Annotated in this window: 23 protein-coding genes; 14 read left to right on the top strand and 9 right to left on the bottom strand. The window is 73.4% G+C overall.

Annotated features, from left to right (window positions below; translation table 11 throughout):
• The first annotated feature begins 236 nt into the window (after positions 1 to 236).
• Both ACIHAA_RS17940 and ACIHAA_RS17945 read left to right on the top strand, forming a co-directional pair.
• Entirely contained in the window at positions 237 to 1,445 is a 1,209-nt protein-coding gene (locus tag ACIHAA_RS17940) for a cytochrome P450 (protein WP_399818120.1), read from the top strand.
• A 25-nt stretch (positions 1,446 to 1,470) separates the two neighbouring features.
• On the top strand, positions 1,471 to 1,689 hold the full coding sequence (locus tag ACIHAA_RS17945; RefSeq protein ID WP_399818558.1) for a ferredoxin: 219 nt from the start codon (positions 1,471 to 1,473) through the stop codon (positions 1,687 to 1,689).
• Between the two features lie 84 nt (positions 1,690 to 1,773).
• Here the strand turns inward: ACIHAA_RS17945 and ACIHAA_RS17950 are convergent, their stop codons facing one another.
• A complete protein-coding gene (locus tag ACIHAA_RS17950; protein ID WP_399818122.1) occupies positions 1,774 to 2,334 on the bottom strand; it encodes a TetR/AcrR family transcriptional regulator in 561 nt (186 codons plus the stop codon).
• Positions 2,335 to 2,486: 152 nt separating this feature from the next.
• Between ACIHAA_RS17950 and ACIHAA_RS17955 the strand changes: the two genes are divergently transcribed.
• Both ACIHAA_RS17955 and ACIHAA_RS17960 read left to right on the top strand, forming a co-directional pair.
• Positions 2,487 to 3,026: a flavoprotein gene (locus tag ACIHAA_RS17955; protein ID WP_399818124.1), complete on the top strand. Its 540-nt coding sequence runs from the start codon at positions 2,487 to 2,489 to the stop codon at positions 3,024 to 3,026.
• Positions 3,027 to 3,471: 445 nt separating this feature from the next.
• A complete protein-coding gene (locus ACIHAA_RS17960) occupies positions 3,472 to 5,184 on the top strand; it encodes a ricin-type beta-trefoil lectin domain protein (protein WP_399818125.1) in 1,713 nt (570 codons plus the stop codon).
• A gap of 8 nt (positions 5,185 to 5,192) precedes the next feature.
• Here ACIHAA_RS17960 and ACIHAA_RS17965 read toward each other — a convergent pair whose 3' ends face one another.
• On the bottom strand, positions 5,193 to 7,574 hold the full coding sequence (locus ACIHAA_RS17965; protein ID WP_399818127.1) for a SpoIIE family protein phosphatase: 2,382 nt from the start codon (positions 7,572 to 7,574) through the stop codon (positions 5,193 to 5,195).
• Between the two features lie 274 nt (positions 7,575 to 7,848).
• Here ACIHAA_RS17965 and ACIHAA_RS17970 point away from each other — a divergent pair, with 274 nt between their 5' ends.
• The 3 genes from ACIHAA_RS17970 to ACIHAA_RS17980 all read left to right on the top strand — a co-directional run bounded on the left by ACIHAA_RS17970 (position 7,849) and on the right by ACIHAA_RS17980 (position 10,724).
• Positions 7,849 to 8,094, top strand: a complete 246-nt coding sequence (locus ACIHAA_RS17970) for a hypothetical protein (RefSeq protein ID WP_399818129.1) — start codon at positions 7,849 to 7,851, stop codon at positions 8,092 to 8,094.
• 3 nt (positions 8,095 to 8,097) lie between these two features.
• The gene (locus tag ACIHAA_RS17975; RefSeq protein ID WP_399818131.1) at positions 8,098 to 8,475 is read left to right on the top strand and encodes a toxin Doc; all 378 of its coding nucleotides are present in this window, start codon (positions 8,098 to 8,100) and stop codon (positions 8,473 to 8,475) included.
• Between the two features lie 587 nt (positions 8,476 to 9,062).
• A complete protein-coding gene (locus tag ACIHAA_RS17980; RefSeq protein WP_399818133.1) occupies positions 9,063 to 10,724 on the top strand; it encodes an RICIN domain-containing protein in 1,662 nt (553 codons plus the stop codon).
• Positions 10,725 to 10,754: 30 nt separating this feature from the next.
• Here the strand turns inward: ACIHAA_RS17980 and ACIHAA_RS17985 are convergent, their stop codons facing one another.
• Positions 10,755 to 11,768 carry a 2-hydroxyacid dehydrogenase gene (locus ACIHAA_RS17985; RefSeq protein WP_399818135.1) on the bottom strand — a complete coding sequence of 338 codons (1,014 nt, stop codon included), beginning with the start codon at positions 11,766 to 11,768 and terminating at the stop codon, positions 10,755 to 10,757.
• The gene (locus ACIHAA_RS17990) at positions 11,765 to 12,934 is read right to left on the bottom strand and encodes a lactate 2-monooxygenase (RefSeq protein WP_399818138.1); all 1,170 of its coding nucleotides are present in this window, start codon (positions 12,932 to 12,934) and stop codon (positions 11,765 to 11,767) included. The genes ACIHAA_RS17985 and ACIHAA_RS17990 overlap by 4 nt, the downstream gene beginning before the upstream one ends.
• 118 nt (positions 12,935 to 13,052) lie before the next feature.
• On the opposite strand from ACIHAA_RS17990, the gene ACIHAA_RS17995 reads away from it, so the two are divergent.
• From ACIHAA_RS17995 to ACIHAA_RS18010, 4 genes are all read left to right on the top strand, one after another.
• A complete protein-coding gene (locus ACIHAA_RS17995) occupies positions 13,053 to 14,228 on the top strand; it encodes a PucR family transcriptional regulator (RefSeq protein ID WP_399818140.1) in 1,176 nt (391 codons plus the stop codon).
• A 273-nt stretch (positions 14,229 to 14,501) separates the two neighbouring features.
• Positions 14,502 to 16,361 (top strand): molecular chaperone DnaK, encoded by a 1,860-nt coding sequence (gene dnaK, locus ACIHAA_RS18000; protein WP_399818142.1) that lies wholly within the window; start codon positions 14,502 to 14,504, stop codon positions 16,359 to 16,361.
• Positions 16,362 to 16,363: 2 nt separating this feature from the next.
• A complete protein-coding gene (grpE, locus tag ACIHAA_RS18005) occupies positions 16,364 to 16,915 on the top strand; it encodes a nucleotide exchange factor GrpE (RefSeq protein ID WP_399818144.1) in 552 nt (183 codons plus the stop codon).
• A 467-nt stretch (positions 16,916 to 17,382) separates the two neighbouring features.
• Positions 17,383 to 17,808 carry a subtilase-type protease inhibitor gene (locus tag ACIHAA_RS18010; RefSeq protein ID WP_399818146.1) on the top strand — a complete coding sequence of 142 codons (426 nt, stop codon included), beginning with the start codon at positions 17,383 to 17,385 and terminating at the stop codon, positions 17,806 to 17,808.
• A 421-nt stretch (positions 17,809 to 18,229) separates the two neighbouring features.
• Here ACIHAA_RS18010 and ACIHAA_RS18015 read toward each other — a convergent pair whose 3' ends face one another.
• Positions 18,230 to 18,622: an STAS domain-containing protein gene (locus tag ACIHAA_RS18015; RefSeq protein WP_399818148.1), complete on the bottom strand. Its 393-nt coding sequence runs from the start codon at positions 18,620 to 18,622 to the stop codon at positions 18,230 to 18,232.
• A gap of 322 nt (positions 18,623 to 18,944) precedes the next feature.
• Between ACIHAA_RS18015 and ACIHAA_RS18020 the strand changes: the two genes are divergently transcribed.
• Positions 18,945 to 19,820 carry a Cof-type HAD-IIB family hydrolase gene (locus ACIHAA_RS18020; protein ID WP_399818150.1) on the top strand — a complete coding sequence of 292 codons (876 nt, stop codon included), beginning with the start codon at positions 18,945 to 18,947 and terminating at the stop codon, positions 19,818 to 19,820.
• Positions 19,821 to 19,856: 36 nt separating this feature from the next.
• Here ACIHAA_RS18020 and ACIHAA_RS18025 read toward each other — a convergent pair whose 3' ends face one another.
• Positions 19,857 to 21,134, bottom strand: coding sequence for a PP2C family protein-serine/threonine phosphatase (locus ACIHAA_RS18025; RefSeq protein WP_399818152.1), 1,278 nt, complete (start codon positions 21,132 to 21,134; stop codon positions 19,857 to 19,859).
• An 82-nt stretch (positions 21,135 to 21,216) separates the two neighbouring features.
• Positions 21,217 to 22,221 (bottom strand): zinc-binding alcohol dehydrogenase family protein, encoded by a 1,005-nt coding sequence (locus ACIHAA_RS18030; RefSeq protein ID WP_399818154.1) that lies wholly within the window; start codon positions 22,219 to 22,221, stop codon positions 21,217 to 21,219.
• 134 nt (positions 22,222 to 22,355) lie between these two features.
• Between ACIHAA_RS18030 and ACIHAA_RS18035 the strand changes: the two genes are divergently transcribed.
• Together ACIHAA_RS18035 and ACIHAA_RS18040 are read left to right on the top strand one after the other, a co-directional pair.
• The gene (locus ACIHAA_RS18035; protein ID WP_399818156.1) at positions 22,356 to 23,150 is read left to right on the top strand and encodes a VOC family protein; all 795 of its coding nucleotides are present in this window, start codon (positions 22,356 to 22,358) and stop codon (positions 23,148 to 23,150) included.
• A gap of 123 nt (positions 23,151 to 23,273) precedes the next feature.
• Complete coding sequence (locus tag ACIHAA_RS18040; RefSeq protein WP_399818158.1) at positions 23,274 to 23,969, top strand: ribonuclease H; 696 nt, start codon at positions 23,274 to 23,276, stop codon at positions 23,967 to 23,969.
• A gap of 111 nt (positions 23,970 to 24,080) precedes the next feature.
• Here the strand turns inward: ACIHAA_RS18040 and ACIHAA_RS18045 are convergent, their stop codons facing one another.
• Both ACIHAA_RS18045 and ACIHAA_RS18050 read right to left on the bottom strand, forming a co-directional pair.
• The gene (locus ACIHAA_RS18045; RefSeq protein WP_399818161.1) at positions 24,081 to 24,905 is read right to left on the bottom strand and encodes a tyrosinase family protein; all 825 of its coding nucleotides are present in this window, start codon (positions 24,903 to 24,905) and stop codon (positions 24,081 to 24,083) included.
• Between the two features lie 33 nt (positions 24,906 to 24,938).
• Positions 24,939 to 25,346, bottom strand: a complete 408-nt coding sequence (locus ACIHAA_RS18050; RefSeq protein WP_399818163.1) for a tyrosinase cofactor — start codon at positions 25,344 to 25,346, stop codon at positions 24,939 to 24,941.
• Positions 25,347 to 25,490: the final 144 nt, after the last annotated feature.

The raw sequence follows: 25,490 nt of genomic DNA on the forward strand, positions 1-25,490 counted from the left end.
CCGGCACCGACCGCGCGACACGGGCCGCCGGTCCCGGGGCGGGGAGCGGCGGACGTCCGGGGCGGCGAATTACGATGGTCTGTGCGGGGCGCGGGCGACAGGCTTCGGCCACATACGGCATCCCGGCGGATCTGGCCGAATCTTCGGGTGGCAACCTAGATGCCTCGGGCATCTAATTGATGATGATCGGCAAGAGCGAATCTTCGCGTGCGAGGTCCTACCGTGCGAGGTCACCCATGACGAAACCCGCTGCGACCCAGTCAGAACCCGTCGCCTTCCCCCAGGACCGGAACTGTCCCTACCACCCGCCCGCCGCCTACGACGCGCTGCGTGAGGCGCGGCCCCTGAGCCGCGTCACCCTCTACGACGGGCGCGACGTATGGGTGGTCACCGGCCACTCCGCGGCCCGGGCGCTCCTCGCGGACCCGCGTCTGTCCTCCAACCGCCACCGGGACACCTTCCCGGCGACCAACCCCCGCTTCGCCGCCGTCCGCAATCGCAGGCTGACCCTGCTGGGGGTGGACGACCCCCAGCACCGCACCCAGCGCCGGATGCTGGTCCCGAGCTTCACCCTCAAACGGACCAATGCGCTGCGTCCGCGTATCCAGGAGACCGTCGACCGGCTGCTGGACGGCGTGGAGGCCGCCGGCCGGCCCGCCGAGCTGGTGGGCGCCTTCGCCCTGCCCCTGCCGTCGATGGTGATCTGCGCCCTGCTCGGCGTCCCCTACGCCGACCACGAGTTCTTCGAGGAGCAGTCCCGCAAGCTGCTGCGCGGCCCGACCATGGCCGACACCCAGGACGCCCGGGACCGGATGGACGCCTACTTCGAAGGGCTGATCGACGCCAAGCACAAGGAGCCGGGGGACGGGCTGCTGGACGAGCTGATCCAGGAGCAGCTGCGCGACGGCGAGCTGGACCGGGAGGAGCTGGTCGCCATGGCCACGCTGCTGCTGGTCGCCGGGCACGAGACCACCGCGAACATGATCTCCCTCGGCACCTTCACCCTGCTCAGGCACCCCGAGCAGCTCGACGAGCTGCGCGCCGACCCGGGTCTCTTCTCCGCCGCGGTCGAGGAGCTGCTGCGCTTCCTGTCCATCGCCGACGGACTGCTGCGGGTGGCCGACGAGGACATCGAGGTCGAGGGCTGCACCATCCGCGCCGACGAGGGCGTGCTCTTCTCCACGTCGGTCATCAACCGCGACACGGCCGCCTTCCCGGAGCCGGACCGGCTGGACTGGCACCGTACCGCCCGCCACCATGTCGCCTTCGGGTTCGGCATCCACCAGTGCCTCGGACAGAACCTGGCCCGCGCCGAGCTGGAACTCGCGCTCAAGAGCCTGTTCGAGAGGTTCCCCGGGCTGCGGCTCGCGGCCCCCGCTGAGGAGATCCCCTTCAAACCGGGCGACACGATCCAGGGGATGCTGGAACTCCCCGTGACCTGGTAAGAGGCTGACGACCATGACCGATGACATCTCCATCTCCATCGACAGGGACGTCTGTATCGGCGCGGGCCAGTGCGCCCTGACCGCTCCCGGCGTCTTCACCCAGGACGACGACGGCTTCAGCGAACTCCTGCCCGGCAAGGAGGACGGCGCGGGCGACCCGCTGGTACGGGAGGCGGCGCGCGCCTGCCCGGTGAGCGCCATCACCATCAGCGAGAAAGGGGTCCAGGCCTCCAGGGCGGGCTGACACCGCACCACGGCCGAGTACGACGAGGGCGCCCCCGGGTCCCCGGCCCCGGGCCGTCCCCGTCGGCCCGGGAGTGCCCCCCGATCAGCCTCGCCGATGGGCCGCCAGCAGCAGTTCCGCGGCCCGGGCCGCGGAGTCGGCGGCCTCGGTGCCGCCCTCCAGGCCCGCGGTCACCATGGCACCCTCGGCCAGCAGGAACAGCTGGCCGCCCAGGGACCCGGGCAGTCCGGCGTCCGACACCAGCCCGGCCAGATACGCCCGGAACGCCTGCTTGTGGGCGCGTGCCAGGGCCAGTACCCGGGGGGACGTGGCGCCGAGTTCGCCGGAGGAGTTGATCCAGGCGCACCCCCGGAAGCCGGGCTCCCCGAACCACTCGCGCAGCCATGCGAACACCGCCAGCACGCGCTCCAGGGGGTCCGTGTGCCGGTCCACATGGTCCGCCAGACCCTGCCGCCAGCGCACGTCGCGCCGCTCCAGATAGGCCACGACCAGCAGCTCCTTGGCGGGAAAGAGCTGGTACAGCCGCTTGAGGGAGACCCCCGAGGCACCGCGGATGTCATCCATCCCGACGGTCTGTATGCCGCGGCCGTAGAACAGCTCCTCGGCGGCGTCCAGCGCCCGCGCCCGGGCGACTTCGCTGTCCATCTCCGACTTCCTCCTGCGGGTCCCGGCCAAGAGAACCGACGTTCTCCAGGGTAGCAGCGGCTCCGCTGGTGGTGCCCCCAGGGTCTTTCGTTCGGATCGGGCCGGATCAGGGAGCCCGGCATGATCCAAACGACAGACCCTGGAGTGCAGCCGTGACCCAGGACGCCTCGGACGCCTCGAAACCCTTCCTGTATGTCGTCGTCTGTGCCGCGGGCATCGCCCAGGACGTCGGGAGACTGATCACGGCCGCCCTGGCGGACGGCTGGGAGGTGGGTGTCATCGCCACCCCGCTCGCCCTCCGCTTCTTCGACACCGCCGAGGTGGAGGCGCGCACCGGCCGCCCCATCCGGTCAGCCTGGCGCGCCCCGGGTGACCCCCGGCCCTTCCCCGCCCCGGACGCCGTCGTGGTGGCCCCCGCCACCTTCAACACCGTCAACAAGTGGGCCGCGGGCATCTCCGACACCCTCGCCCTGGGCACCCTGTGCGAGGCCCCCGGGCTCGGAGTGCCGATCGCTGTGCTGCCCTGTGTGGGCGAGGCGCTGGCGGCCCACCCCGCCTACCGCGCCAGTCTCGAACGGCTGGCCGGGATGGGGGTCCGGTTCGGGGACCCCTACGCCGGCGGGACGGCCGAGGACGGCGGACGCCCCGAGTTCGGCTGGCGGCGCGCCCTGGAGCTGCTCCCGCCGCGCTGACGGCCGGGGCACGGGGTCCCGCACGCCACCGGCGGCCGGGCCGGGGGTGTCTCATTCTCCCGCCCCCGAACCGTGCACCTGTTCGGAGAGCGGCCCGGTCCTTCCGGTCGGCGAAGGCACCCTGCGGCGCCCGCTCCCCGCATATCGCCAGGGATTTCGGGGGCGACCGCGCTTCCGGCCGAGCCTGCGGGACGCCCTTGCGCCGCATGCATTTACGGACGGGCGTCCGGAGCGACCGGCAATTCCCGGCCTGCCCGGCGGCGACTGAATTTCTGTCAACTGGCCGACTGAATTTCTGTCAACTAATCCGCGGTGCACCGGATCGGTAAAGCGGGGGACTTCTACCCGATAATCTCCAGGGGTACTTCCCGGGTGCGGTCGGTTCGGTCGGGCGGTGTCTCGATCGGTCCGTACCGGACAACGTTCGTATCGGCTCTGGAGGAACGTGGACGCGCAAGACGGGGTGCGGCGGAATTCCCCGGCCCTCCTCCCCGCATACGGAGTGACGGACCAGCAGCTCGCCGCGGAGCTGAGGCGCGCCGCCGGACGCAGGCCCGTACACCGTCCGGTCGAGGAACTGCTCGCCCGCCACTGGGAGCCCGTCTGCTCCTACGCCCGGCTGTGCACCGACGGGCCCCACCCCGCAGGGATGCTCACCACGGCTGCCTTCACCAGGCTCTTCGAGTACTCCGCGCGGCAGAGCGGCCCCACCGCCGCCTGGCGGCCCCAAGCGCTGGTCGCCGTCCGGGAACTCGCCGCGGAGTGGGACACCGACCACCGGCGCGCCCTGCTGCACCCCGCCCTCCGCTCCGCCCCCGGAAGCGCCGGGGGTGCCGCCGCGCGGCTGTTGCCGCCCGACACCCGGCGGCTGGTGTCCCGCGCCTTCCAGCGGCTCTCCGAACCGGCCTGCTGCCTGCTGTGGCACACCGAGGTCGAACGCGAGGAACTCGCCGTCCCGGCAGCCCTGTTGGGCATGGGGGCCGGAGAGGCTGCGGTACGGCTGGACCGGGCGCGCGAGCAACTGCGCCGGGCGTGCCTGGACATCCACCGGGAGACCGCCCCGGACGAGCAGTGCCGCCGCTACGCGGGTCTGCTGGACGTCTCCCTGCGCCGCGAGGCCGGTGTCCTGGACCCCGACCTGCGCCGCCATGTGGACGGCTGCGCCCACTGCCGCCAGGCGGCCGAGCAGTTGGAGGGATTCGACCGCCGCCTTCCGCTGCTGCTGGCGGAGGGCGTGCTCGGCTGGGGAGCCGGGGCCTATCCGGGGCCGAGGGACCAGCCCGGACACCGGCCGGGGGACCGGCCGCAGCGGACGGCCGCGGTACCGGCGCCGCCCGTGCCGCCCGTCGGCGGCGAGCCGCTGATCGACCCGGCCGACGTACGCCCCCGGTCCCCGGCCGAGGACGTCACCACCCCCGGCACGGCGGCCGCCCGGGCAGAGGCCCGTCCCGTACCGCCCGCCCCGGGTCCGCGCGCGGCCACCGGGCACCGCGCGGGCCGCCGCACCCCGGACACCCGCCATGTCGCCCTCGCCGCGGCCGCGGTGGGCCTCCTCGTCCTGATCGCCCTGGCCCTGTGGTCCGGCGGCGCCACCGCCGGGGAGGGCGCACCGCCGTCCGGTGAACCCCGCCAGGGAGGGACCGGGGGATCCGGGCCGCCCTCCGTCGTCGGCGCCGCCGCCGATCTGCCCCCCGGCGCCTTCGAGGGCCGCCTGCGCAACGAGGGCAGCGGGCTGTGCATGGGCCTGGACCGGGAGAAGGCGGCCGTCGGCGCCGAGGCCGTCCTCGTCCCCTGCGACTCCTCCGCGACCCAGCAGTGGTCCTACGCGGCGGGCGGACTGCTGCGCAGCGCCGCCGCGCCGGACCTGTGCCTCGACTCCCACCTCGGCTACTCCGTCCAACTGGCCGCCTGCACCGGGGCGTCGGGGCCCGGGGCGCGGAACGTCCGCTACGACCTCACCCCGCAGGGCGTGTTCGTACCGCGCTGGGACGAGGACCTGGCCCTGGCCCCCGCGTCCGCCGCGCAGGGAGAGTCACTCGTGGCCAAGCCCCGGACGAAGGACGGCATCCAGCGCTGGCACGCCGACACCGCCGCCGCGCCGGGCAGCCGGCCGGGCGCGGACCGGACCGCGCCCGGGAGCCGGGGCGCCGGGGACTGACCGGGGCCTCACTCCTCAAGGCTCAGCTCGGCCCAGATCACCTTGCCCTCAGGGGTGTGACGGCTGCCCCAGCGCTGGGCCAGGCGGGCCACCAGCAGCAGACCGCGGCCGCCCTCGTCGTAGGTCCGGGCCCGGCGCAGATGCGGGGCGGTGAGACTGCCGTCGGAGACCTCGCAGATCAGCATGGTGTCGTCATGGATCATCCGCAGCCGGATCGGCGGTTCGCCGTAGCGGATCGCGTTGGTGACCAGCTCGCTGACCACCAGTTCGGCGATGAAGGCGGCATCGCTGAGCCGCCACACCTCCAGCTGCCCCACGGCCTGCTTGCGGACCGCCGCGACCGCCGCCGGATCGGCGGGGACGTCCCAGGCCGCGATCTGGGCGGGGGGCAGCCCATGGGTGCGGGCCAGCAGCAGGGCTACGTCGTCCGGTACGCCCCCCGCGGGCAGCAGGGAGTGCAGGAGCCGGTCGCAGGCCTCGTCCAGCGAGCCCCGACCGTCCAGGGACCCGGCGAGGACCGAGCACAGCAGCCGGTGGTTGGCGTCGATGTCGCGCTCCCGGCTCTCGATCAGACCGTCGGTGTACAGACCGAGCACCGTGCCCTCGGCCAGTCCGATCTCGGCCGACTCGAAGGGCAGCCCGCCCAGCCCCAGGGGCGGCCCCCCGGGCAGCTCGATCTGCTCGGCCTGGCCGCCCGGCGGCACCATCACCGGGGCCGGATGACCCGCCCGGGCGAGCGTGCACCGACGCGAGACCGGGTCGTAGACGGCGTAGAGACAGGTGGCACCCACCTCGCCCGTCGCGCCTTCGAGGCCCGCCTCCTGGGACATGCGGATGACGAGGTCGTCGAGGTGGGTGAGCAGCTCCTCCGGGGCCAGATCGAGGTCGGCGAGAGTCTGTACCGCGGTGCGCAGCCGCCCCATGGTGGCGGAGGCCTGGACACCGTGCCCCACCACATCGCCGACGACCATGGCGACCCGCATGCCCGACAGCGGGATCACATCGAACCAGTCGCCGCCCACCCCGGCGCGGGCCGCGGGCAGATAGCGGGAGGCCGCCTCCAGCGCGGCGGTGCGCGGCAGACTGCGCGGCAGCAGGCTGCGCTGGAGCGCCAGCGCCGTCTCGCGCTCGCGGGCGAACCGCCGGGCGTTGTCGATGCAGACGGCGGCCCGGGCGGTGATCTCCTCGGCGAGCAGGACGTCGTCCGGGGTGAAGGGGTCCGACCGCCGGAACCGTCGCAGGACCGCCACCCCGAAGGTCCCGCCGCGGGCCTGGATGGGCACCGACATGGTGGAGTGCACGCCCAGTTCGCGGACCCGCTCGCCACGGGCCCGGTCCCACTCCAGCCATTCGGTGAGCGAGGTCGCGAGGTTGGTGGCGACCATCGTCCGGCCCGCCACCAGGGAGGACGCCTGCGGCGACGAGGCGGGGTAGCGGCCGACGTCGCCGGGCCTGATCAGCGCCTCCGGAGAGCCGGGTGTGACCGACTGGTGGGCGGCGCGGGACAGCGAGACCGGCGCGGTCACCGTCGAGGGCCCCGGGCGGGACCCGTCGCCCGGCAGCTCCAGCAGGTCGACACTGACGAAGTCGGCGAGCGCGGGCACACACACATCGGCCAACTCCTGTGCGGTGCACACGACATCGAGGGTGGTCCCGATGCGGACGCTGGCCTCGTTCACCAACTGGAGCCGCTCCCGGGCCAGATGCTGTTCGGTGAAGTCGTGGGCGGTGAGGCACACCCCGAACACCCGGCCCCGGCCGTCGGTCAGCGGGGCGAGGCGGGAGAGCCAGGCGTGCGCCAGACTCTCCCCGCCGCTGCGCAGATAGGACTGCATGTCCCGGCTGTGGCCGCTCTCCAGCACCTCCCGGGCCCGGCGCTCCAGTTCCTCGCTCTCGGGCCTGCCCCCGATCTCCGCGAGCCGCAGCCCCCGGATGCGGTCCTGGGGGAGCCCGATCAGATCCACCATCGCCTCGTTGCAGGCGTACAGCCGCAGATCCTCGTCGAAGACGGCGAGGGCGCAGGGCGAGGAGGTCAGCGGCGCCCGGGGCAGCGGGTCGTCCTCCGGGCGGGGGGAGGAGCCGAGCGGGGTGACGACCACCCAGGTGTCGCCGCGGTCCTGCGGACTCCGGTGGGCGAGCACCCACACCGGCAGGGCGCGGCCGTCGCGTCGGCGCAGCTGGACCGTGCCGGACCAGCGGGTGCCGTCCGGCTCGGGCCGGGGCACGGCGCTGCCGGGGACGAGCAGCTCCGCGGCGGGTCGGCCCTCGGCCTCCCCGGGGGCATAGCCCAGCATCCGGCGCGCGTCCTCGTTCCAGTGCACCAGGATGCCGTTGCCGTCGATGACTGCCCGAGCCGTGGCGGCTTCTCCGAAGGGAGGAACCGGGCTCATCGCCACTCCCTTGCGCACACTCTCGGTGAACAGGCGCATCGCTCGTGTTCAAGCCTAGTCCGTGGCCCGAATCCCCACCCGCGTAGGCACCGCCCGGACGGCGCCCGCCGGTGTGTCCGGGCCCTCGGAGCGCGGCCGCAGGGGACGTCCGGCCGGGGCTCCGGGCGTGCGGCCCCCGGTCCCGGGGCCCGCCCACTCGCTTCCGGTACCTCACTCACCCGGCTCCCACCTGCTGGTATTTACCGTCGAGTACCGTGGCGGTACCGTGGGGAGCATGCCAGCCCTCAACGTGGAGTTCAGTGATCGGGAGCTAGAGGACCTGCGGCAGATCGCCAAGGAGCGCGGTACGTCGATGAAGGCCCTGGTGCGCGAGGCGGCCGCGGCCGACATCGCACGGCACCGGGCCCTTCAGGAGGGCGCCGAGGCCTTCCGCCGGTTCTTCGCCGGGCACGCGGACGAGTTCGCGGCGGCGTTTCCCGAGGACGAGCCGCCCGCGAAGGACGAGGGGCGGGCCGCCTGACCGATGGCCTCCGTCCTCCATATCGACGTGCCCTGGCTGCTCCAGCGCCATGAAGAGGTACTCCCCGAACAGCCGGTGATCAACGACTTCTCCGCGCTGGTCGCCGCCGTCGCCCGGCACCGGGTGGACCCGCCCCGCCTCGGGGTGGACTCCGACCCCGCCTGGCGCGCCGCGGCCCTGCTCCACACCCTGGCGCTGCTCAAGCCGCTGCCCGCGGCGAACGCGCGCTTTGCCTGCGCCACCGCGGTGGCCTACATGTTCGTCAGCGGCGTCGGGATCGATCCGCCCTACGGCGCCCTGGTCGACCTGGCGCGCGACCTCATCTCCGGCAAGACCGATGTCTACGGGGCGGCGGACCGACTGCGGTCCTGGCAGATCTGACACCGCTGCGCCCCGGAAAAACCGGTCGCCCGGGATAGGGGGCCGGGCGGCGCGGAGAATCCCGGGGTGCGGGAAAGCCCGCAGCCCCGGGCACGGGATTGCCCGCGCCAGGAAGGGCTGGGATTGCCCGCGCCCGGAAAGGCCGGGATTGCCCGCGTCGGGACACCGGGATTGCCCGCGCCCGGAGAGACGGAGATTGCCGGGCGTCGGCACTTTCGGATAACAGACGTTCACTGGAACGCGATTGCCCATGTGCCGCACCGGGTCTCTCTCGAAAACCGGTGCGAACCTTCGGAGTTGTCGGACGCCCGCTGTCCAATTCCCGGTACTGATGTTGTTCCCGCGCCTTGTTGGCCGTGAGTGACCTGTGCGAAGGTGACCTTCCCGCGCAAGGCCACGGCCGCTCGGAATCGCCGCTCTCCGTTCCGCGCCGCCGGCGAGCTGATACAGCTCATTCCCCGGCGGCCGCCGTGCGGCCTTTCCCGCACCGTGTCCCCGGCGCCCCGCCGTGAAGGCCCGTACACGCCCGGGCCCCGTCGGCGACCCGACTCCGCGTGCCGCCTTGCACCTTGGAAGGAACCCGCTCAGTGCGCAGCCCCCACCCGCCGCGTCCGTCCCACCCCCCGCGCCCCGGCCCGGCCCCCGGGGAGTCCGACGAGGTACTGACCGCCCGGCTCCGGGGCAGGCCGGTGGGCGAGACGCCCCAGACCGTCGCGCTGCTGATGGCGCGCCACTGGCAGCCCGCGCAGGAGTACGCGGCGCTCTGCCTCGCCTCCTCGGGGGACGTCGCCCCGATGGTCACCGCCGCCGCCTTCCACCGGATCCTCGGCCAGCTCATGCGCTCCGCGTCCGCGGGCGCGCTGCGGCCCCGGATCCTGGTGGCCGTGCGGGACACGGTCGGGGAGTGGGCCGCCGACGACCGGATATCCGGGGTCCTGCACGAGCTGCGGAAACCGGCCGGAGCCCGGGGCATGCGGGCCGCGAAGTCCCTGATCCCCGAAGGACGCCTGCTCGCCCAGCGCGCCTTCCAGACACTCCCCGAACTCGACCAGTGCCTGCTGTGGCACACCGAGGTCGAGGCCGAGCACATCTCCGTCCCCGCGGTCCTGCTCGGCATGGACCCGGGGGCCGCCGGGGCCGCGCTGGAGCAGGCACGCGAGCAGTTCCGCACCGGCTGCGTACGGGCCCACCGGGAACTGGCCCCCACCGACGACTGCCGCTTCCACAACCGGCTCCTCGACGTCCCGCTGCGCCGTGGCGGCGCCCTGCTGCCGGATGTGCAGCAGCACCTCCTGGACTGCCCCTACTGCCGTTCCGCGGCGGAGCAGTTGAGCCACTTCGAGGGCGCCCTCGGACCCCTGCTCGCCGAGGCGGTCCTCGGCTGGGGAGCACGGCGCTATGTCGAGTCCCGGCCCGGCCGCGCCTCCTCGGGCGCTCCCGGCCGCTCCGGACCGGGCCCGGGCGGCCGACACGCGGGCGGCGGACGCCGACGGCTGCTCTCCCGGGTTCCCGCACCGGGCCGCCGCGTCCTGGCCGGCCGGATCGGCACCAGGGCCCTGCTGACCGGCGCCGGTTTCGCCGCCGGGGCCGGGCTCGTGGCGCTGCTGGTCGCCGGGCTGTGGTCGGGCCACGACGGCGCCGACCCGGTCGCCTCCACCGGCGCGAGGCCCGGCCGTACGGCGACCCCGCCGCACCCCGGAGCCCCGGCGCCCGCCACGGCGGACCACTCCGTGGCCCCGCAGCGTACCCGGCTGCGCAATGTCGCCAGCGGCCTCTGCCTGGACGTCCGGGGCACGGTCCGGTCCGGTGCCGACACCCGGCTCGCGGTCTGCTCCTCGGCCTGGACACAGCAGTGGTCCTACGAGAACGACGGACTCCTGCGCAGCGTCGCCGACCCGGGACTGTGCCTCGACTCCCGCGCCGCCGATGGCGCGGTGACGCTCGCCCCCTGCACCGACGCGGACCAGCCGGGCGCCCAGGACGTACGCTACGACCTCACCGTGCGGGGCGAGTTGCTGCCGCGCCGGGCCCAGAACCTCGCCGTCGCGCCCGCGAGCACGGACCCGGACCCGGACATCGTGGTCCGCAGCCGGGACGGCTCCGACGCCCAGCGCTGGTCGACCGACGGCAGCCCGGCCGTGCCCGAGTCGCTGTCGATCGGAGGGGCGGACGGACCGGCGGCCACCCCGGTCCCGCCCGCCTCCACCCCCTTGCCCGCCCGCCCGGAGCAGGTCACGACGGCGCTCTGAGCCACGGGGCCCGGGACACCGGCCGCTCCGTCAGGAGACGATGTCCCGCGGCTCCTTCCCGGCCAGGAAGTCCGCGGCGTTCTGCACCGCGGCCAGGGCGATCCGCACCAGGGTCTCCCGGGTCACCCCGGCGACATGCGGGGACAGCACCACATTCGGTGCCCTGAGCAGCCGGAGCGCCGGGGTGGGCGGCTCGGGGTCGAAGACGTCGAGGCCCGCACCGGCCAGCGTGCCCCGGGTCAGCGCGTCGGCCAGGGCGTCCTGGTCGATCAGGGCGCCCCGCGCCGTGTTGACCACGAAGGCGGTCGGCTTCATCAGGGCCAGCCGGTCCGCGTCGAGCAGATGCCGGGTGGCATCCGTGAGCGGCGCGTGCAGCGTCACATAGTCGGAGGTGCGCAGCAGTTCCTCCAGCGGGACATGGCGCGCCCCGCCGAGACGGGCCTCCTTCTCCGGAGCCACCCGCTGGGGGCCCGCGTAGAGGACCGTCATGTCGAAGGCGACCGCGCGCCGCGCGACCTCCTCCCCGATATGGCCGAGCCCGACGACGCCGAGGGTCTTGCCGGACAGCTCGGTGATGGACTGCTGGAGCCGCGGCAGCGCCCAGTCGGCGTCCACCAGGGCGGTGTGCGCCGGGACCAGCTGCTTGGCCAGGGCGAGCATGAGCGCGAAGGTCTGCTCGGCCACGTTCTGCTTCTCGGCGCCGCTCGAACCGATGTTGCACACGGGCACGTTCCGGGCCCGGGCCGCCGCCAGGTCCACATAGTCGAAGCCGTGGCTCGCGCACTGCACCAGTTCCAGGTCCGGTGCCGCCGCGATGTGGTCGGCGGTGACCGGGGCGAGCCCGGTGACGATGACCTGGGCCGCGCGCAGCGCCGCCGGGTCCTCGTCGGTCCGCTCCACCACGGTGACGTCCGCCTCGGCGGGGAACAGCGTGGACAGCGCAGAGCCCGCGCCGCGCCCGCCGACATGGGGCGAGACGACGGCCAGCACCTTCCTGCGGCCGGTCGCGCCCGTCACGCGGATGGTGCCGGTGATGTCGCTCATGAGGTCTCCTCGATCAGATCGGCGGGGCCGAGGGTCGCGGGGCGGGCGTGTCCGGACAGGGCGAGCGTGAGGTCGAACTCGGCGAGCAGACAGCGGATGACATGCTCGACGCCCGCCTGCCCGTCGAGCCCCAGCCCATAGACGTACGGCCGTCCCACGAGCACCGACCGCGCGCCCAGCGCGAGCGCCTTGACGATGTCGTCACCGGTGCGGATCCCGCTGTCGAACAGCACGGTCAGCCGGTCCCCGACCGCCTCGGCCACCCGCGGCAGCGCGTCCGCGGCCGCCACCGAACCGGCCACCTGCCGCCCCCCGTGGTTGGAGACGACCACGCCGTCCATCCCCGCGTCGAGGGCCCGGCGGGCGTCGTCCGGGTGCAGGATCCCCTTCAGCACGATGGGCCCGTCCCAGTTCTCCCGCAGGAACTCCAGGTCCGGCCAGGTCTTGCCGGGGTCCGCGAACATGCCCAGGAAGTGCAGTACGGCGGCGTTGGGGTCCTCGTGCACCGGCCGGTCGAGACCGGCCCGGAACGCCGGGTCGGAGAAGTAGTTGGCGGTGCCCACCCCGTGCAGGAACGGCAGATACGCCTGGTCCAGGTCCCGGGGCCGCCAGGCCAGCATCGGCGTGTCGAGGGTGACGAAGAGGGCCGTGAACCCGGCCGCCTTCGCCCGCCCGAGGAAGCTGCGGGTGACCTCGCGGTCCTTGGCCCAGTACAGCTGGAACCAGCGCTCGCCGTCCCCCGAGGCCTCGGCCACCTGCTCCATCGGCGTGCTGGACGCCGAGGAGAGGATGTACGGCACCCCCTGGGCCGCGGCCGCCCGGGCCGCAGCAGACTCCGCGTCCGGATGCATGATCGACAGCACCCCCACCGGGGCGAGGGCCAGCGGCGCAGGCAGCCGCCGCCCCAGCACCTCGACGGACAGATCCCGCTCGTGCACGTCCCGCAGCATCCGCGGCACGATCCGGCGCCGCTCCAGCGCGGCCCGGTTGGCCCGGGCGGTGCTGCCGCTGCCCGCGCTGCCCGCCACATAGCCGACCGGCCCCGGACCGAGCCGCCGCTCGGTCAGCTCCTCCAGCCGGGTCAGATCGGTGGGCAGCCGCGGTACGGCGCCCGTCATGCCGTTCAGATAGATCTCGTACTGGAAGTCAGCCCACTGCCGTGTCACTTCCGTGCCTCCGTACTCTCGCCCCCGAGACCGTGTGGTGTGGAGACGATCCTTGCGACTGTGACAAGGCGCGTCCAGCGTGGTGCGCACTTCGCACGGCTGACATCATCACCCTGTGATGAAGAAGCCCGTCCCGTCACGTGGCTGTGTCCGGGACGCGATCCTCGCCGACCCACAGACCGTGGAGCGGGTCGTCGCCGCCGTCCACGCCCAGGTGCCGGTGTACGCGACCCTCGACGACGGCAGGCTCGCGGAGGTGCGGTCCATCGCCGCCTGGGGGACGGACCGGCTGCTCGACCTCTGGGCCACCGACGGCTCGCTGGGCCCTGCCGAACTGCGCCGCTTCCGGGGCATCGCGGCGGCCCGCGCGGCCGACGGCCGTCCCGTGCAGGCGGTGCTGCGCGCCTACCGGGTCGCGGCGGGCGTACTCACCGGCGAGGTCGCCGCCCGGGCCGGGGACCTCACGGCCACGGACGGCATCGCGCTCGCCCAGGTGCTGCTCACGGCCCTGGACACCCTGTCCGAGGAGATGGCCTCGGCCTACGCGGCGACCACCGAGGACATCGCCGGGGACCGCGACCGGGCCCTGCGGCTGCTGCTCGACGACCTGATCGCCGGGCGGCACGCCTCACCGGGCGCCCGGGCGGACCGCTCGGCCCGGCTGGGCATCCAACTCCCCGACCCCTACTGCCTGCTGGTCGCCGAGCCGAAGGACGCGGGCGGCCCCGACATGTCGTACGAGGCGGTCGCGGACCTCCTCGCGGCGCTCGGCGACGGCGGCACCGCACCGCCGCCGCTCTCGACGGTGCGCGGCTCCCGGGCCGTGCTGCTGCTTCCCCAGGCGGCGGTCCACCGCGCCCCGGCCGCCCTCGACGAGCGGGGCTGGCGGGCCTGCGCGATCACGGGGGAGGGGCTGGACCGCATCGCCGCGGCCCACCGGCTCGCCGCCGACGCCCTCGACACCGCGCCCGCCCACGCCCACCGCCCCGGCCGCCTCCTCACCGACGGCGACGCCCATGTCCTGGCCCTGCTCGCCGGGCACCCGGCCGCCACCCCGGACCACATCGCCCGGCTGGTCCTCGGGCCGCTGACCGAGCCGGAGCAGAGCCATCTGCTCCAGGCCCTGACCGCATACATCGAGGCCGGGTCGGCGACCGCCGCGGCCCGCGCGCTCCAGCTGCACCCCCAGTCGCTGCGCTACCGGCTGCGCCGCATCGAGGCCCTGACGTCCCGCGACCCGCGCGACCCCTGGCAGCGCCTGACCCTGGACATCGCCCGCACCATCGGCAGCTGACCGCCGGGCGGCGCGCCACCCGTCCGGGACGCCCGGATCGCCGCGGGGACCGTCCGAGCGGACGATGAAAGAGGCATCGCCCCGGGCGGGCGTAACCTTGACAGGAGGAGACTCAAGTTTCATTCGGGCATGAGTGGAAAGCCGGACGAAGTCGCAGGCGGGAAGGGGTGACGCAGCACCGCTCCAGCGGTCCGGCACGGCGGGGAAACAAGGGAAACAAGGGAAACAAGGGAAACCGAGAGGCACACAGCGACTACGAGGAGGGAGAGCCTCATGGCACGTCCGGTCGGTATCGACCTCGGCACCACCAACTCGGTGGTCTCGGTCCTGGAGGGCGGCGAGCCCACGGTCATCACCAACACCGAGGGCGCCAGGACCACGCCGTCGGTCGTGGCCTTCGCCAAGAACGGCGAGGTCCTGGTCGGCGAGGTCGCCAAGCGGCAGGCGGTGACCAACGTCGAGCGCACCGCGCGCTCTGTCAAGCGCCACATGGACGACCAGACATGGCGCTTCCCGGAGAGCGGCACCATCGACGGCAAGCGGTACACCGCGCAGGAGATCTCCGCACGCGTCCTCCAGAAGCTGAAGCGCGACGCGGAGGCCTACCTCGGCGAGGACGTCACCGACGCGGTGATCACGGTGCCCGCGTACTTCGACGACACCCAGCGGCAGGCCACCAAGGAGGCCGGGGAGATCGCGGGCCTGAACGTCCTGCGGATCATCAATGAGCCGACCGCGGCGGCGCTGGCGTACGGACTCGACAAGGAGAACGACCAGACGGTCCTCGTCTTCGACCTGGGCGGCGGCACCTTCGACGTGTCGCTCCTGGAGATGGGCGACGGCGTCATCGAGGTCAAGGCGACCAACGGGGACACCCGCCTCGGCGGCGACGACTGGGACCAGCGGATCGTCGACCACCTGGTCAAGCAGTTCAAGAACGGGTACGGCATCGACCTGTCCCAGGACAAGATGGCGGTGCAGCGGCTGCGCGAAGCCGCGGAGAAGGCCAAGATCGAGCTGTCGAGCTCCTCCGAGACCTCGGTCAACCTGCCCTATGTGACAGCCTCGGCGGAGGGCCCGCTGCATCTGGACGAGAAGCTGACGAGGGCTCAGTTCCAGCAGCTGACGGCCGATCTGCTGGAGCGCTGCAAGGGCCCCTTCCATCAGGCCGTCAAGGACGCCGGGATCAAGGTGGCCGACATCGACCATGTCATCCTCGTCGGCGGCTCGACCCGGATGCCCGCGGTGACGGACCTGGTCCGGGAGATGACCGGCAAGGAGCCGCACAAGGGCGTCAACCCGGACGAGGTGGTGGCCGTCGGCGCCTCGCTCCAGGCCGGTGTCCTCAAGGGCGAGGTCAAGGACGTCCTGCTGCTCGACGTCACCCCGCTGTCCCTCGGTATCGAGACCAAGGGCGGCATCATGACCAAGCTGATCGAGCGCAACACCACCATCCCCACCCGGCGTTCGGAGATCTTCACCACGGCGGAGGACAACCAGCCGTCGGTGCAGATCCAGGTCTTCCAGGGCGAGCGCGAGATCGCGGCGTACAACAAGAAGCTCGGCATGTTCGAGCTGACCGGTCTGCCCCCGGCGCCGCGCGGCGTCCCGCAGGTCGAGGTGTCCTTCGACATCGACGCCAACGGCATCATGCATGTCGCGGCGAAGGACCTGGGCACGGGCAAGGAACAGAAGATGACCGTCACCGGCGGCTCCGCGCTGCCGAAGGACGACATCGACCGCATGGTCCGCGAGGCCGAGCAGCACGCCGACGAGGACCGCAAGCGGCGGGAGGACGCCGAGACCCGCAACCAGGGCGAGCAGCTCGTCTACCAGACCGAGCAGCTCATCAAGGACAACGGCGACCGGATCCCGGCGGATGAGCGCGGTGAGACCGAGAGCGCCGTGGCCGAGCTGAAGGAGGCACTGAAGGGCGAGGACGGCGCGGTGATCCGCCAGGCCCTGGACAAGGCGGCCGCCGCGGCGCAGAAGATCGGCAGCGCCCTGTACGAGCGGTCGCGGGCCGAGGGCGGCGGGGCGTCCGAGCAGCCCCCGGGCGATGGCGCCAAGGACGGCGAGGACGTCGTGGACGCCGAGATCGTGGACGACGACGACACCTCGAGGACGGGCTGACCGTGGACCGGAGCCGGCCGCAGAACGCGGAGTTGCGACGTCTGCTGGACGAGCGCACCGCCGACCTGCAGCGGGTGAAGGCCGAGTACGACAACTACCGCAAACAGGTGCGCCGGGACCGGATGGCGGTGCGTGAGATCGCGGCGGAGAACGTGCTGCGGGCGCTGCTGCCGGTCCTGGACGCCGTGGAGGGAGCCCGCAGGCAGGGCGGCGCCCTGCCCCAGGGCCTCCAGGCCGTCGCCGACGTCCTGGACGCCCAGTTGGGCTCCCTCGGCCTCTGCGCGGTCGGTGAGGAGGGCGAGCCCTTCGACCCCACGCACCACGAGGCGGTGGCCCACACCGTCTCCGCCGGGGCGCGCTGCCCGGTCTGCACCGGGATCGTCAGCCTCGGCTACCGGGTGGGCGACCGGCTGCTGCGCCCCGCGCGCGTCACGGTCACCGGGCCGCCACCGGCGAGCGGCACGGTGGGCGGCGGCCGGACCGCGGCGGGCGGCGGGGGCGGATCCGAGTCCGGCGGCCGCGGGGGCCCCGCCGCACTGCTGCGGGGCCGGTGACCGGCTTGCCGGGAGCCGCCTGAACCGCCCCGGGGCGGCAGCGGCGGCCGACGCGCCCGGGCCGGGGTCAAGTCGACTTCCGGTCCGGGCCGGTTCGTGTGCGGAGGGTCCGGGGACGGCGGAGCCGCGCGCTCGACGCCGCCGGGGGGCGCGAGCAGAAGAGAGCGCTTACCCCTTCGTGTAAACGGAATGTTTCAGGCCGATTGCCCAGCCGTGTGAAACCGGCCAGACGGAAGCCCGGGACCAGCGGTAACCGCGCAGTTTCAAGGCGTGAGCGGCAGAATTCCGTGACTTCACGCCACTCATTCAATACTCAAAGTTACCGAAATCCGGGGGGTCGATGTGAGTTTCCGGCGCGGACTCGGCAGACTCCGGGACGCCGAACCGGCACCGGACGTTGCGGCTCCGGCCTACGGAACGCCGCGAGCTGAAACGTCACTTCGATCCGAAGCGGAAGGATGCACACAATGCCGAACACCGCGCGCTGGGCAGCGACCCTCACCCTCACGGCCACCGCCGTCTGCGGACTCGCTGGGTCCGCGCTTGCCGCCCCGAACGCCCCCGCCTCTCTCTACGCCCCCTCGGCCCTGGTCCTGACCACGGGCCACGGCCAGGACGCCACCGCGACGCCGCAGCGCGCGGTCACGCTGAACTGCGCCCCGACCGCCTCGGGTACGCATCCAGCGGCCACCGACGCCTGCGCGGACCTGCGCTCGGTGGGCGGCGACATCAATGCCCTGTCGGCGAGGCAAGGCGTCTTCTGCACGATGCTGTACGACCCCGTCGTCGTCACGGTGCAGGGCGTGTGGCAGGGCAAGCGCGTCGACTACCAGCGCACCTTCGCCAACGAGTGCGTGAAGACCTCCTACGGGACTGCGCTCTTCGCGTTCTGAGGACCGGGATCGCGCGGTCACCGCGAGCGTGGACCGCGGGCTTGTAACTGGGGAGTGCGAGCCCTGTCGCAGTGACCGTGAGATCTCGTACGGGGCCGGCCGGACGGAGTGGGGCCGTCCGGCCGGCCCCGGAATTTTTGTGTTCCGGGTCGGCCGCGGCCGACCGGCGTGTGCGGGGTCCGTATCCCGCCGGGCCGGTCGGGCTGCGGCCGAAGTCGTATACAACCCACGGGAGTCAAGCCGTCGGGCAGGAGCCGCCCGCCCCCGCCGTCGGCCGTCCCGTCCCCATTCCCGGCCTGGCGGGAAATCCGCGTCCGCTCCGGCAGGCCCGTCCGCCCGCCGCCCCGGGCGCATGCGGCCGCTCCGCCTACTCCGACCGCTCCGGCTGCCCGAGCTGCTCGGGCCGCTCCGGCTGCTCCGCCTACTCCGGTGGTTCGGGCCCCTCCAACTGGTCCGGCGGCTCCGGTGAGGGGCCCGGCAGTGTCAGGAGCGGGGGGAAGCGCCGGAGCAGGCCCGCGGCGCGCAGCAGGCGGTGCAGCCGGGCCCGGTCCGAGACCAGGCGCAGCCGCCCTCCGCGCTCCCGGGCTCTGGTCTCCGCGCGGCACAGCGCGCGCAGGCCCGAGCAGTCCAGGAAGGCGACGGGGCGCAGGTCCACGAGCACATCGGGCGCCGACCGCCTCGTGGCCGCCTCCAAGTGCTCGGCCACGGAACCCGCCGTCGCCATGTCGATCTCGCCCGACACCTCGATCACCGTGTACGGGCCGAGGGTGTAACTGCGGGCGAAGGGGTTCGCCGTCACCGGCTCGGGGGACATGGCCGGCTCCTCCTCGGCAGGGGAGTACGCGTTTGATCTGCGTAAATACCCCGCCTCGCGCAAAAACATCCCTGGGTCTCGACCGGCAAGATCTAGTTCACTCGACCAGGTGAACTCGGGTGCTGATGTCTTGACAGCTCCGAGTGGGGCCCGCTGCGCGGTCCGGCTACCCGGCCGGGGGTCCCGGGGCAGCCGTACGATGGAGCCACGACGAGGCAATGGCGCCGACGACGACAGACCCGACCGGAGCGACCGGCCGACCGACGGGGACAGAGACTCCCACCCGCCCGCGCGGTATGTGCTCGCCCACAGAAAGCAGGACATGTCCTCCACGCCCTCGTGCCTTCTCCCCGCCGACGCCATCGCCGACGGCTCCCCGGGCGCCCCCGTCGACATCCGGCTCGTCGTCACCGACATGGACGGCACCCTCCTCGACGGCGACGGACACGCCCCCGAGGGCCTGTGGCCCCTCCTCGCCGAACTGCGGCGGCGCGGCGTGCTGTTCAGCCCCGCCAGCGGCCGTCAGTACGCGACGCTGGCCGAGCAGTTCGCCGAGGCGCGCGACGGGATGGTCTTCATCGCGGAGAACGGCACCTATGTGGTGCGGGACGAGGTGGAACTGGGCTCCGACCCGCTGGACGCGGCGGCGGCCCACGGTGTCGTCTCCACCGCGCGCCGTCTGGCTGCCGACGGCGTGGACGTCGGGGCGGTGCTCTGCGGAAAGCGCTCGGCCTATGTGGAAAGGACGGACGACGCCTTCCTGGCAGAGGCCCGGCGGTACTACGCCCTGCTGGAGACGGTCGAGGACCTCACCGCCGTGGACGACGAGTTCCTCAAGGTGGCCCTCTTCGACTTCGGGCCCGTGGAGCGCACCACCGCCCCCGCCCTGGAGCCGTTCGCCGCGACCCACCAGGTGGTCGTCTCGGGCGCGCACTGGGTCGACATCATGAACGCCACCGCCACCAAGGGCGCCGCCCTGCGACGGCTCCAGCAGGAGCTGGGCATCACCCCCGCGCAGACGCTGGTGTTCGGCGACTACCTCAACGACCTGGAGATGCTGGACGCGGCCGAGTGGTCCTTCGCCATGGCCAACGCGCACCCGGACGTCATCGAGCGGGCGCGCCACCTGGCGCCCGCCAACACCGAGAACGGCGTCCTGCGGACCATCGCCCGCCTGCTGCACCTGCCCTCCTCCTGACACCGGCCGCGACCCGCGGCACCCGACGTCCGACCCTCACACCTCGGGGCGGCGCCGGATGCGGGCCGCGAGGACGGCCACATCGTCCTCGGCATGCCCCGCGTCCAGGCGGTCCAGCACGTCGGAGAGCAGTTCCTCCACATCCGCCCCCGGCCGCACCCGCAACCCGGCCAGCCGGGCCAGCGACACATCGATGTCCTCCTTGCGCCGCTCCACCAGGCCGTCGGTGAACAGCAGCAGCGTGTCCTGGAGGGTGAGCGCCCGGGTGGTCGGCTCATAGCCGCCGACCCCCGTCCCGAGCGGCGGCCCGGTCGGCACGTCCAGCAGCTCACCGGTGCCGTCGCCGGTGAACAGGGCGGGCGGCAGATGCCCCGCGCTGGTGAGTGATGCCGTACCGCGTGCCGGATCCACCTGGACCAGCAGACAGGTCGCCGGGCGACGGGTGCCCTCCTCGCTGACGGCGGCGTCCAGTCGGCGCAGCACCCGGTGCGGGGGCAGATCCGTGGAGGCCATGTAGCGCAGCATCGAGCGATAGGCGTTCATGTCGACCGCCGCGTCCAGCCCGTGCCCCATCACATCGCCCATCACCAGCAGGGTCCGCCCGAAGTGCAGCCGCACCGTCTCGAACCAGTCCCCGCCCACCAGGGTCCCGCCGCCCGCGGGCAGATAGCGCGTGGCCAGGTCCAGATTGGGATGCGGCCGCCCCGGCTCCGCCAGCAGGGCCCGCTGGAGGCGGAGCACCGTGCCGCGCACCGCCGAGTGGTGCCGCGCATGCCCGAGGTGCACGGCCGTCAGCCGGGCCGCGAACTGGGCGAGGTCGGTCTCCCGGTCCGAGAAGGGCGCCCCCCGACGCACCGCGAGCAGCACCCCGTACAGCCGCCCCTGCCCCAGCAGCGGCAGGGTCATCACCTGACGCGGTCCGGCGCCCGGCCCGCCCGGCGGCCCGGCGGCCGAACGCTCCCCGTCCCGCGGCACGGCGGCCGAACGGCCCCCATCCGGCGGCGCCCCGCCCGGACGGCGCCCCCCGCCCGGCGAGGGATGCGCCCCCCGGAGAGTGCCCTCCGGGCCGGGCGGGGCCAGCAGCTCGGTGCGGCCTGCCATGGCCGCCCGCTCCAGTGCCGGGGCGGCACCCGCGGCGCCCGGTGCGGACGGGATGTCCTCGGGCAGCAGATCCACGGCCGCGGCACCGCCCAGCCGCTCGCACACGAAGGCGGCCAGCTCCTCGCAGGTGGTCCGCTCGTCCAGCGTGGTGCCGATCGACTCGACGGCGTCCTCCGCCGCGTGCGGGTGGTCGGCAGCGTCCTCAACGCCCACAGCGCCACCTCCGCGACTACACGTCCCGAATCCATCCACGCACGGGGCGGCCGGGCCCGCATCCGCGCCACCCCGGCGCCGCTCAGAGATCGTTCACCAGCACCGCCGCCCCGTCGAAGCGCCCCGCCTTCAGATCGCCGAGGGCCTGCTGCGCCTGCGACAAAGGGTACGCATGTGTCGTCGCGCGCACCCCGTACCGGGCGGCGAGATCCAGGAACTCCCGGCCGTTCTCGCGGGTGTTCGAGGTGACGCTGCGCACCTCCTTCTCGTAGAAGAGGTCGCTCTCGTAGTGCAGCACCGGCACATCGCTGAGATGGATGCCCGCGACCGCCAGCACCCCGCCCCGGTCCAGGGCCCGCAGCGCCACCGGCACCAGCTCCCCGGCGGGCGCGAACAGGATCGCCCCGTCCAGCGGCTCCGGTGGCAGGTCGTAGGCACCGCCCGCCGAGGCGCAGCCGAGGGCGAGCGCCAGTCCGCGCGAGGCCTCGTCCCTGGTCAGCACATGCACCCGGGCCCCCTGTGCCAGCGCGACCTGGGCGCACAGATGGGCGCTGCCGCCGAAGCCGTAGAGCCCCAGCCGCCCGCCCCGCGGCAGCGACGTCCGCAGCAGGGCCCGGTAGCCGATGATGCCCGCGCACAGCAGCGGCGCCACCTCCACGTCGTCCACGTCCGCCGGGAGCCGGTAGGCGAAGGCGGCGGGCACGGTCGTGTACTCGGCGTATCCGCCGTCGGCGTCCCAGCCGGTGTACTCGGAGCCGGGACACAGGTTCTCGGACCCGCGCACGCAGTACGCGCAGGTGCCGTCCGTGCGTCGCAGCCACGCGACACCGACCCGGTCGCCTACGGTCCAGCCGTCCGTGTCCGCCCCCAGCGCGGCCACCACGCCCGCCACCTCGTGCCCGGGTGTCACCCCGGGCCGGTGCACCGGCAGATCGCCCTCGGCGACATGCAGATCCGTACGGCACACCCCGCACGCCCGTACGTGCACCAGCAACTCGCCGGTCCCCGGCACCGGGACCGGCCGCTCCATCAGTCTCAGCGGCTCCCGCTCGACGGGACCCGGCCGGTCCACCACCCATGCGCGCATCGCCCGTCCCCGTTCCTCGTCGGCTGTTCCGGTTCCAGTGTCGGGCAGGGGCGCGAGCCGCCGCGCGGCACATTCCGCACCTGGCTACGGTGGGATCCGCACCCCAGCCGTTGTCAGCGGAAAGGTCGGACGCCATGGCGGTACAGCCGGAGGGGACGCCCTGCTGGGCGGACGCGATGTTCAGCGACGTCGAGGGAGCCAAGCGCTTCTACGGCGACGTCCTCGGCTGGACGTTCGGCGAGTCGACGTCGGAGTACGGCCACTACACCCAGGCCTACGCGGACGGAAAGGCCGTCGCCGCGGTCGTACCGCCCATGCCCGGCCAGGAGGGCCAGTCCGCCTGGTGCCTGTACTTCGCGACGGACGACGCGGCCGCCACGGCGCGGAGGATCCGGGAGGAGGGCGGTGAGGTGCTGATGGAGCCGATGCAGGTCGGAGACTTCGGCACCATGGCCCTGGCCCGTGATCCGGGCGGCGCCGTCTTCGGCCTCTGGCAGGGGGGCCGCCATGAGGGCTTCGAGGCCGTGGGCGTGCCGGGGGCGTACTGCTGGGCCGAGCTGTACACCCGGCAGCCGGAGCGGTCCGACGCCTTCTTCCCCGCGCTCTTCTCCTACGGGGCCCGGCAGATCCAGGACGAGGCGATCGACTTCCGCTTCTACGAACTGGGCGGTGCCCCCGTGCTCGGCCGCATGCGGATGACGGAGGACTTCCCACCGGAGGTCCCGGCCCACATCAATGTGTACTTCACCGTCGACGACTGCGACGCCGCGGTCCAGCGGGCCGTCGGGCACGGCGCGGTCCTGCGCTTCGGCCCGATGGACAGCCCCTTCGGCCGGTTCGCCGCGCTGAGCGACCCCCAGGGAGCCCCCTTCTCCGTCATCGACGTCACCACCACCCGGGGCGAGATGCCGCCGTCCACCGCGGCGTAGCACGCTTGCGGGCGGCGGGGCGCGGGGCGCGGCGCGCGGCCGGAGCCCGGGCGGCGGCGGGCCCGTGCGCGGGTGAGGGGCGCCCGGCCGCCCCGGGCTCCGGTGCGCCCCTCGGGCCGTGGCATGATCGGTGTCATGCCTGAACGAGTTGTGGCCGCCTGCGACGGGGCGTCGAAGGGAAACCCCGGACCCGCCGGATGGGCCTGGGTCGTCGCCTCCGACGACGGGATTCCCGACCGATGGGAGGCCGGCCCGCTGGGCAGGGCGACCAACAACGTGGCCGAACTGACCGCGCTGGAACGCCTGTTGACCGCGGTCGACCAGGATGTCCCGCTGGAGATCCGGATGGACTCCCAGTACGCGATGAAGGCCGTCACGACCTGGCTGCCCGGCTGGAAGCGCAACGGCTGGAAGACCTCGGCCGGAAAGCCCGTCGCCAACCAGGAGCTGGTGGTACGGATCGACGCGCTGCTGGGCGGCCGTGAGGTCGAGTTCCGCTACGTCCCCGCCCACCAGGTCGACGGCGACCGCCTCAACGACTTCGCCGACCGGGCCGCCAGCCAGGCGGCCACCGTCCAGCAGTCGGCGGGCAGCGATTACGGCTCCCCGGAGCCGCCGCCCTCCGCCACCGGACCGGCACCGGCCGCCTCCGGTGCCCGGCGTGCGCCCGCGAAGAAGCGCGCCGCCTCCGGCCGCACCCTCAAGGCCAAGTTCCCCGGCCGCTGCGTCTGCGGCCGCTCGTACGCGGCCGGTGAGTCCATCGCCAAGAACTCCCAGGGCTGGGGCCACCCGGAGTGCCGCACGGCGGCCGGGGACTGACCCCCGCCGCACGGCACAGGGCCCCTCCCGGTCGCCCCCACCCGCCCGCGGTGTCTCAGCGGGTGCCGGTGCCGGAGGCGCAGCGCCCAGCCGCCGCCGCGGGTGTCGCGCTCAGTCGGTGTCGAAGGCGTAGAGGGCCCGGTGGTCCAGCAGGTCCGCCGGGCGCACGGTGTTCCACGGCTTCATCGTCTCGCCGAGGTCGATGACGTCCGGGGTGCCGCCCGTCGGCAGATACCCGGACTGCGGATGGCGGCTCTGCCACTCGGCCCACAGCTTGTCGACGTAGGCGTGGTGCAGCCAGAAGACCGGGTCGTTGGGGGAGACCCCGGTGGCCATCTGGCCGCCCACCCACACATGCACCCGGTTGTGGAGGTTGACGCCCCGCCAGCCCTCCAGATGGTTGCGGAAGCCGTCCGAGGCGCTGTTCCAGGGCGCCATGTCATAGGTGGGCATCGCGAGCACGGACTCGACCTCGGCCGGGGTCGGCAGATTGCGTACGCCCTCCCCGAGGGCGCGCCGGAGGAAGGTGCGGCCGTCCACCCGCACGGTGATCGGCCAGTTGCCCGTGGACGCGGCGAACGGCCCGTCCATCACCCGTCCGTCCAGGCTGCGGCCGGTGCCGCCGAGGAAGTCCGGTGCCCACAGCGAGGAACGCGCGGTGCGGTCGGCGGACCAGTCCCAGTAGGGCAGCGCGACCGAGGAGTCCACGGACTGGAGGGCCTGCTCGAATTCGAGGATGAATCTGCGGTGCCACGGCAGGAACGAGGGCGAGCGGTGGCCCGTCCGTTCACCGGTGTCGGTGTCGGCCATGATGAAGGCGTTGTGGGTGGTGACGAAGGCGTCGTAGCGGCCGCTGCGCTTCAGCTCGATGAAGGCCGCGACGAGCCGGCGCTTCTCGTCGGCGGTGAGGGCGGCCTGGTTCTTGCGTACGGTCATGTGCGGAGGCTCCGGAAGTCCTGTGCGGGAAGGTCAGTTGAAGGGGACGAGCGGGGCGCCCTGGAGTTCCACCACGGCGGCGCGGGCCGCCGCGAGGGGACTCGGTACGGGGTCGTAGTGGGTGACCACACTGATCCAACTGCCGTCCGCGTTGCGCATCACATGCAGTTCCGTCCCGTCGATGAACACGCCGTACCCGGAACCGTGGTGGCCGCCCGCGGTGGGGCGGCCTTCTATATGGCGCCCCTGGTAGACCTCGTCGAAGGGTGCGGGCCCGCCGTGGTCGTGCCCCGGCATCGCCGGAGCGGACGAGGGCGCCCCGGAGAGCGGAGTGGCGGGGCGTGGGGTGGCGGCGTAGGCCGTGGCGGCCCCGGCCACCCCGAGTCCGCCGGTGACGACGGCGCCTGCCACCAGGGCGCGTCGGCGGGTGTATTCGGGCATGCGAAGTCCTCCTGGATCGCGGGGGGTTGATGTCCCTCCCTGCCTATCCGGCGGCCGCCGGGACCGGGAAATCCCCGCCCATGGGTTGGCTACGATCAGGACAATTGCCCACATGTCCTGCAAAGTTGAACCAAGATGATCTTG

The organism is Streptomyces sp. NPDC052040, assembly GCF_044548405.1.
Taxonomy (GTDB): Bacteria; Actinomycetota; Actinomycetes; order Streptomycetales; family Streptomycetaceae; genus Streptomyces.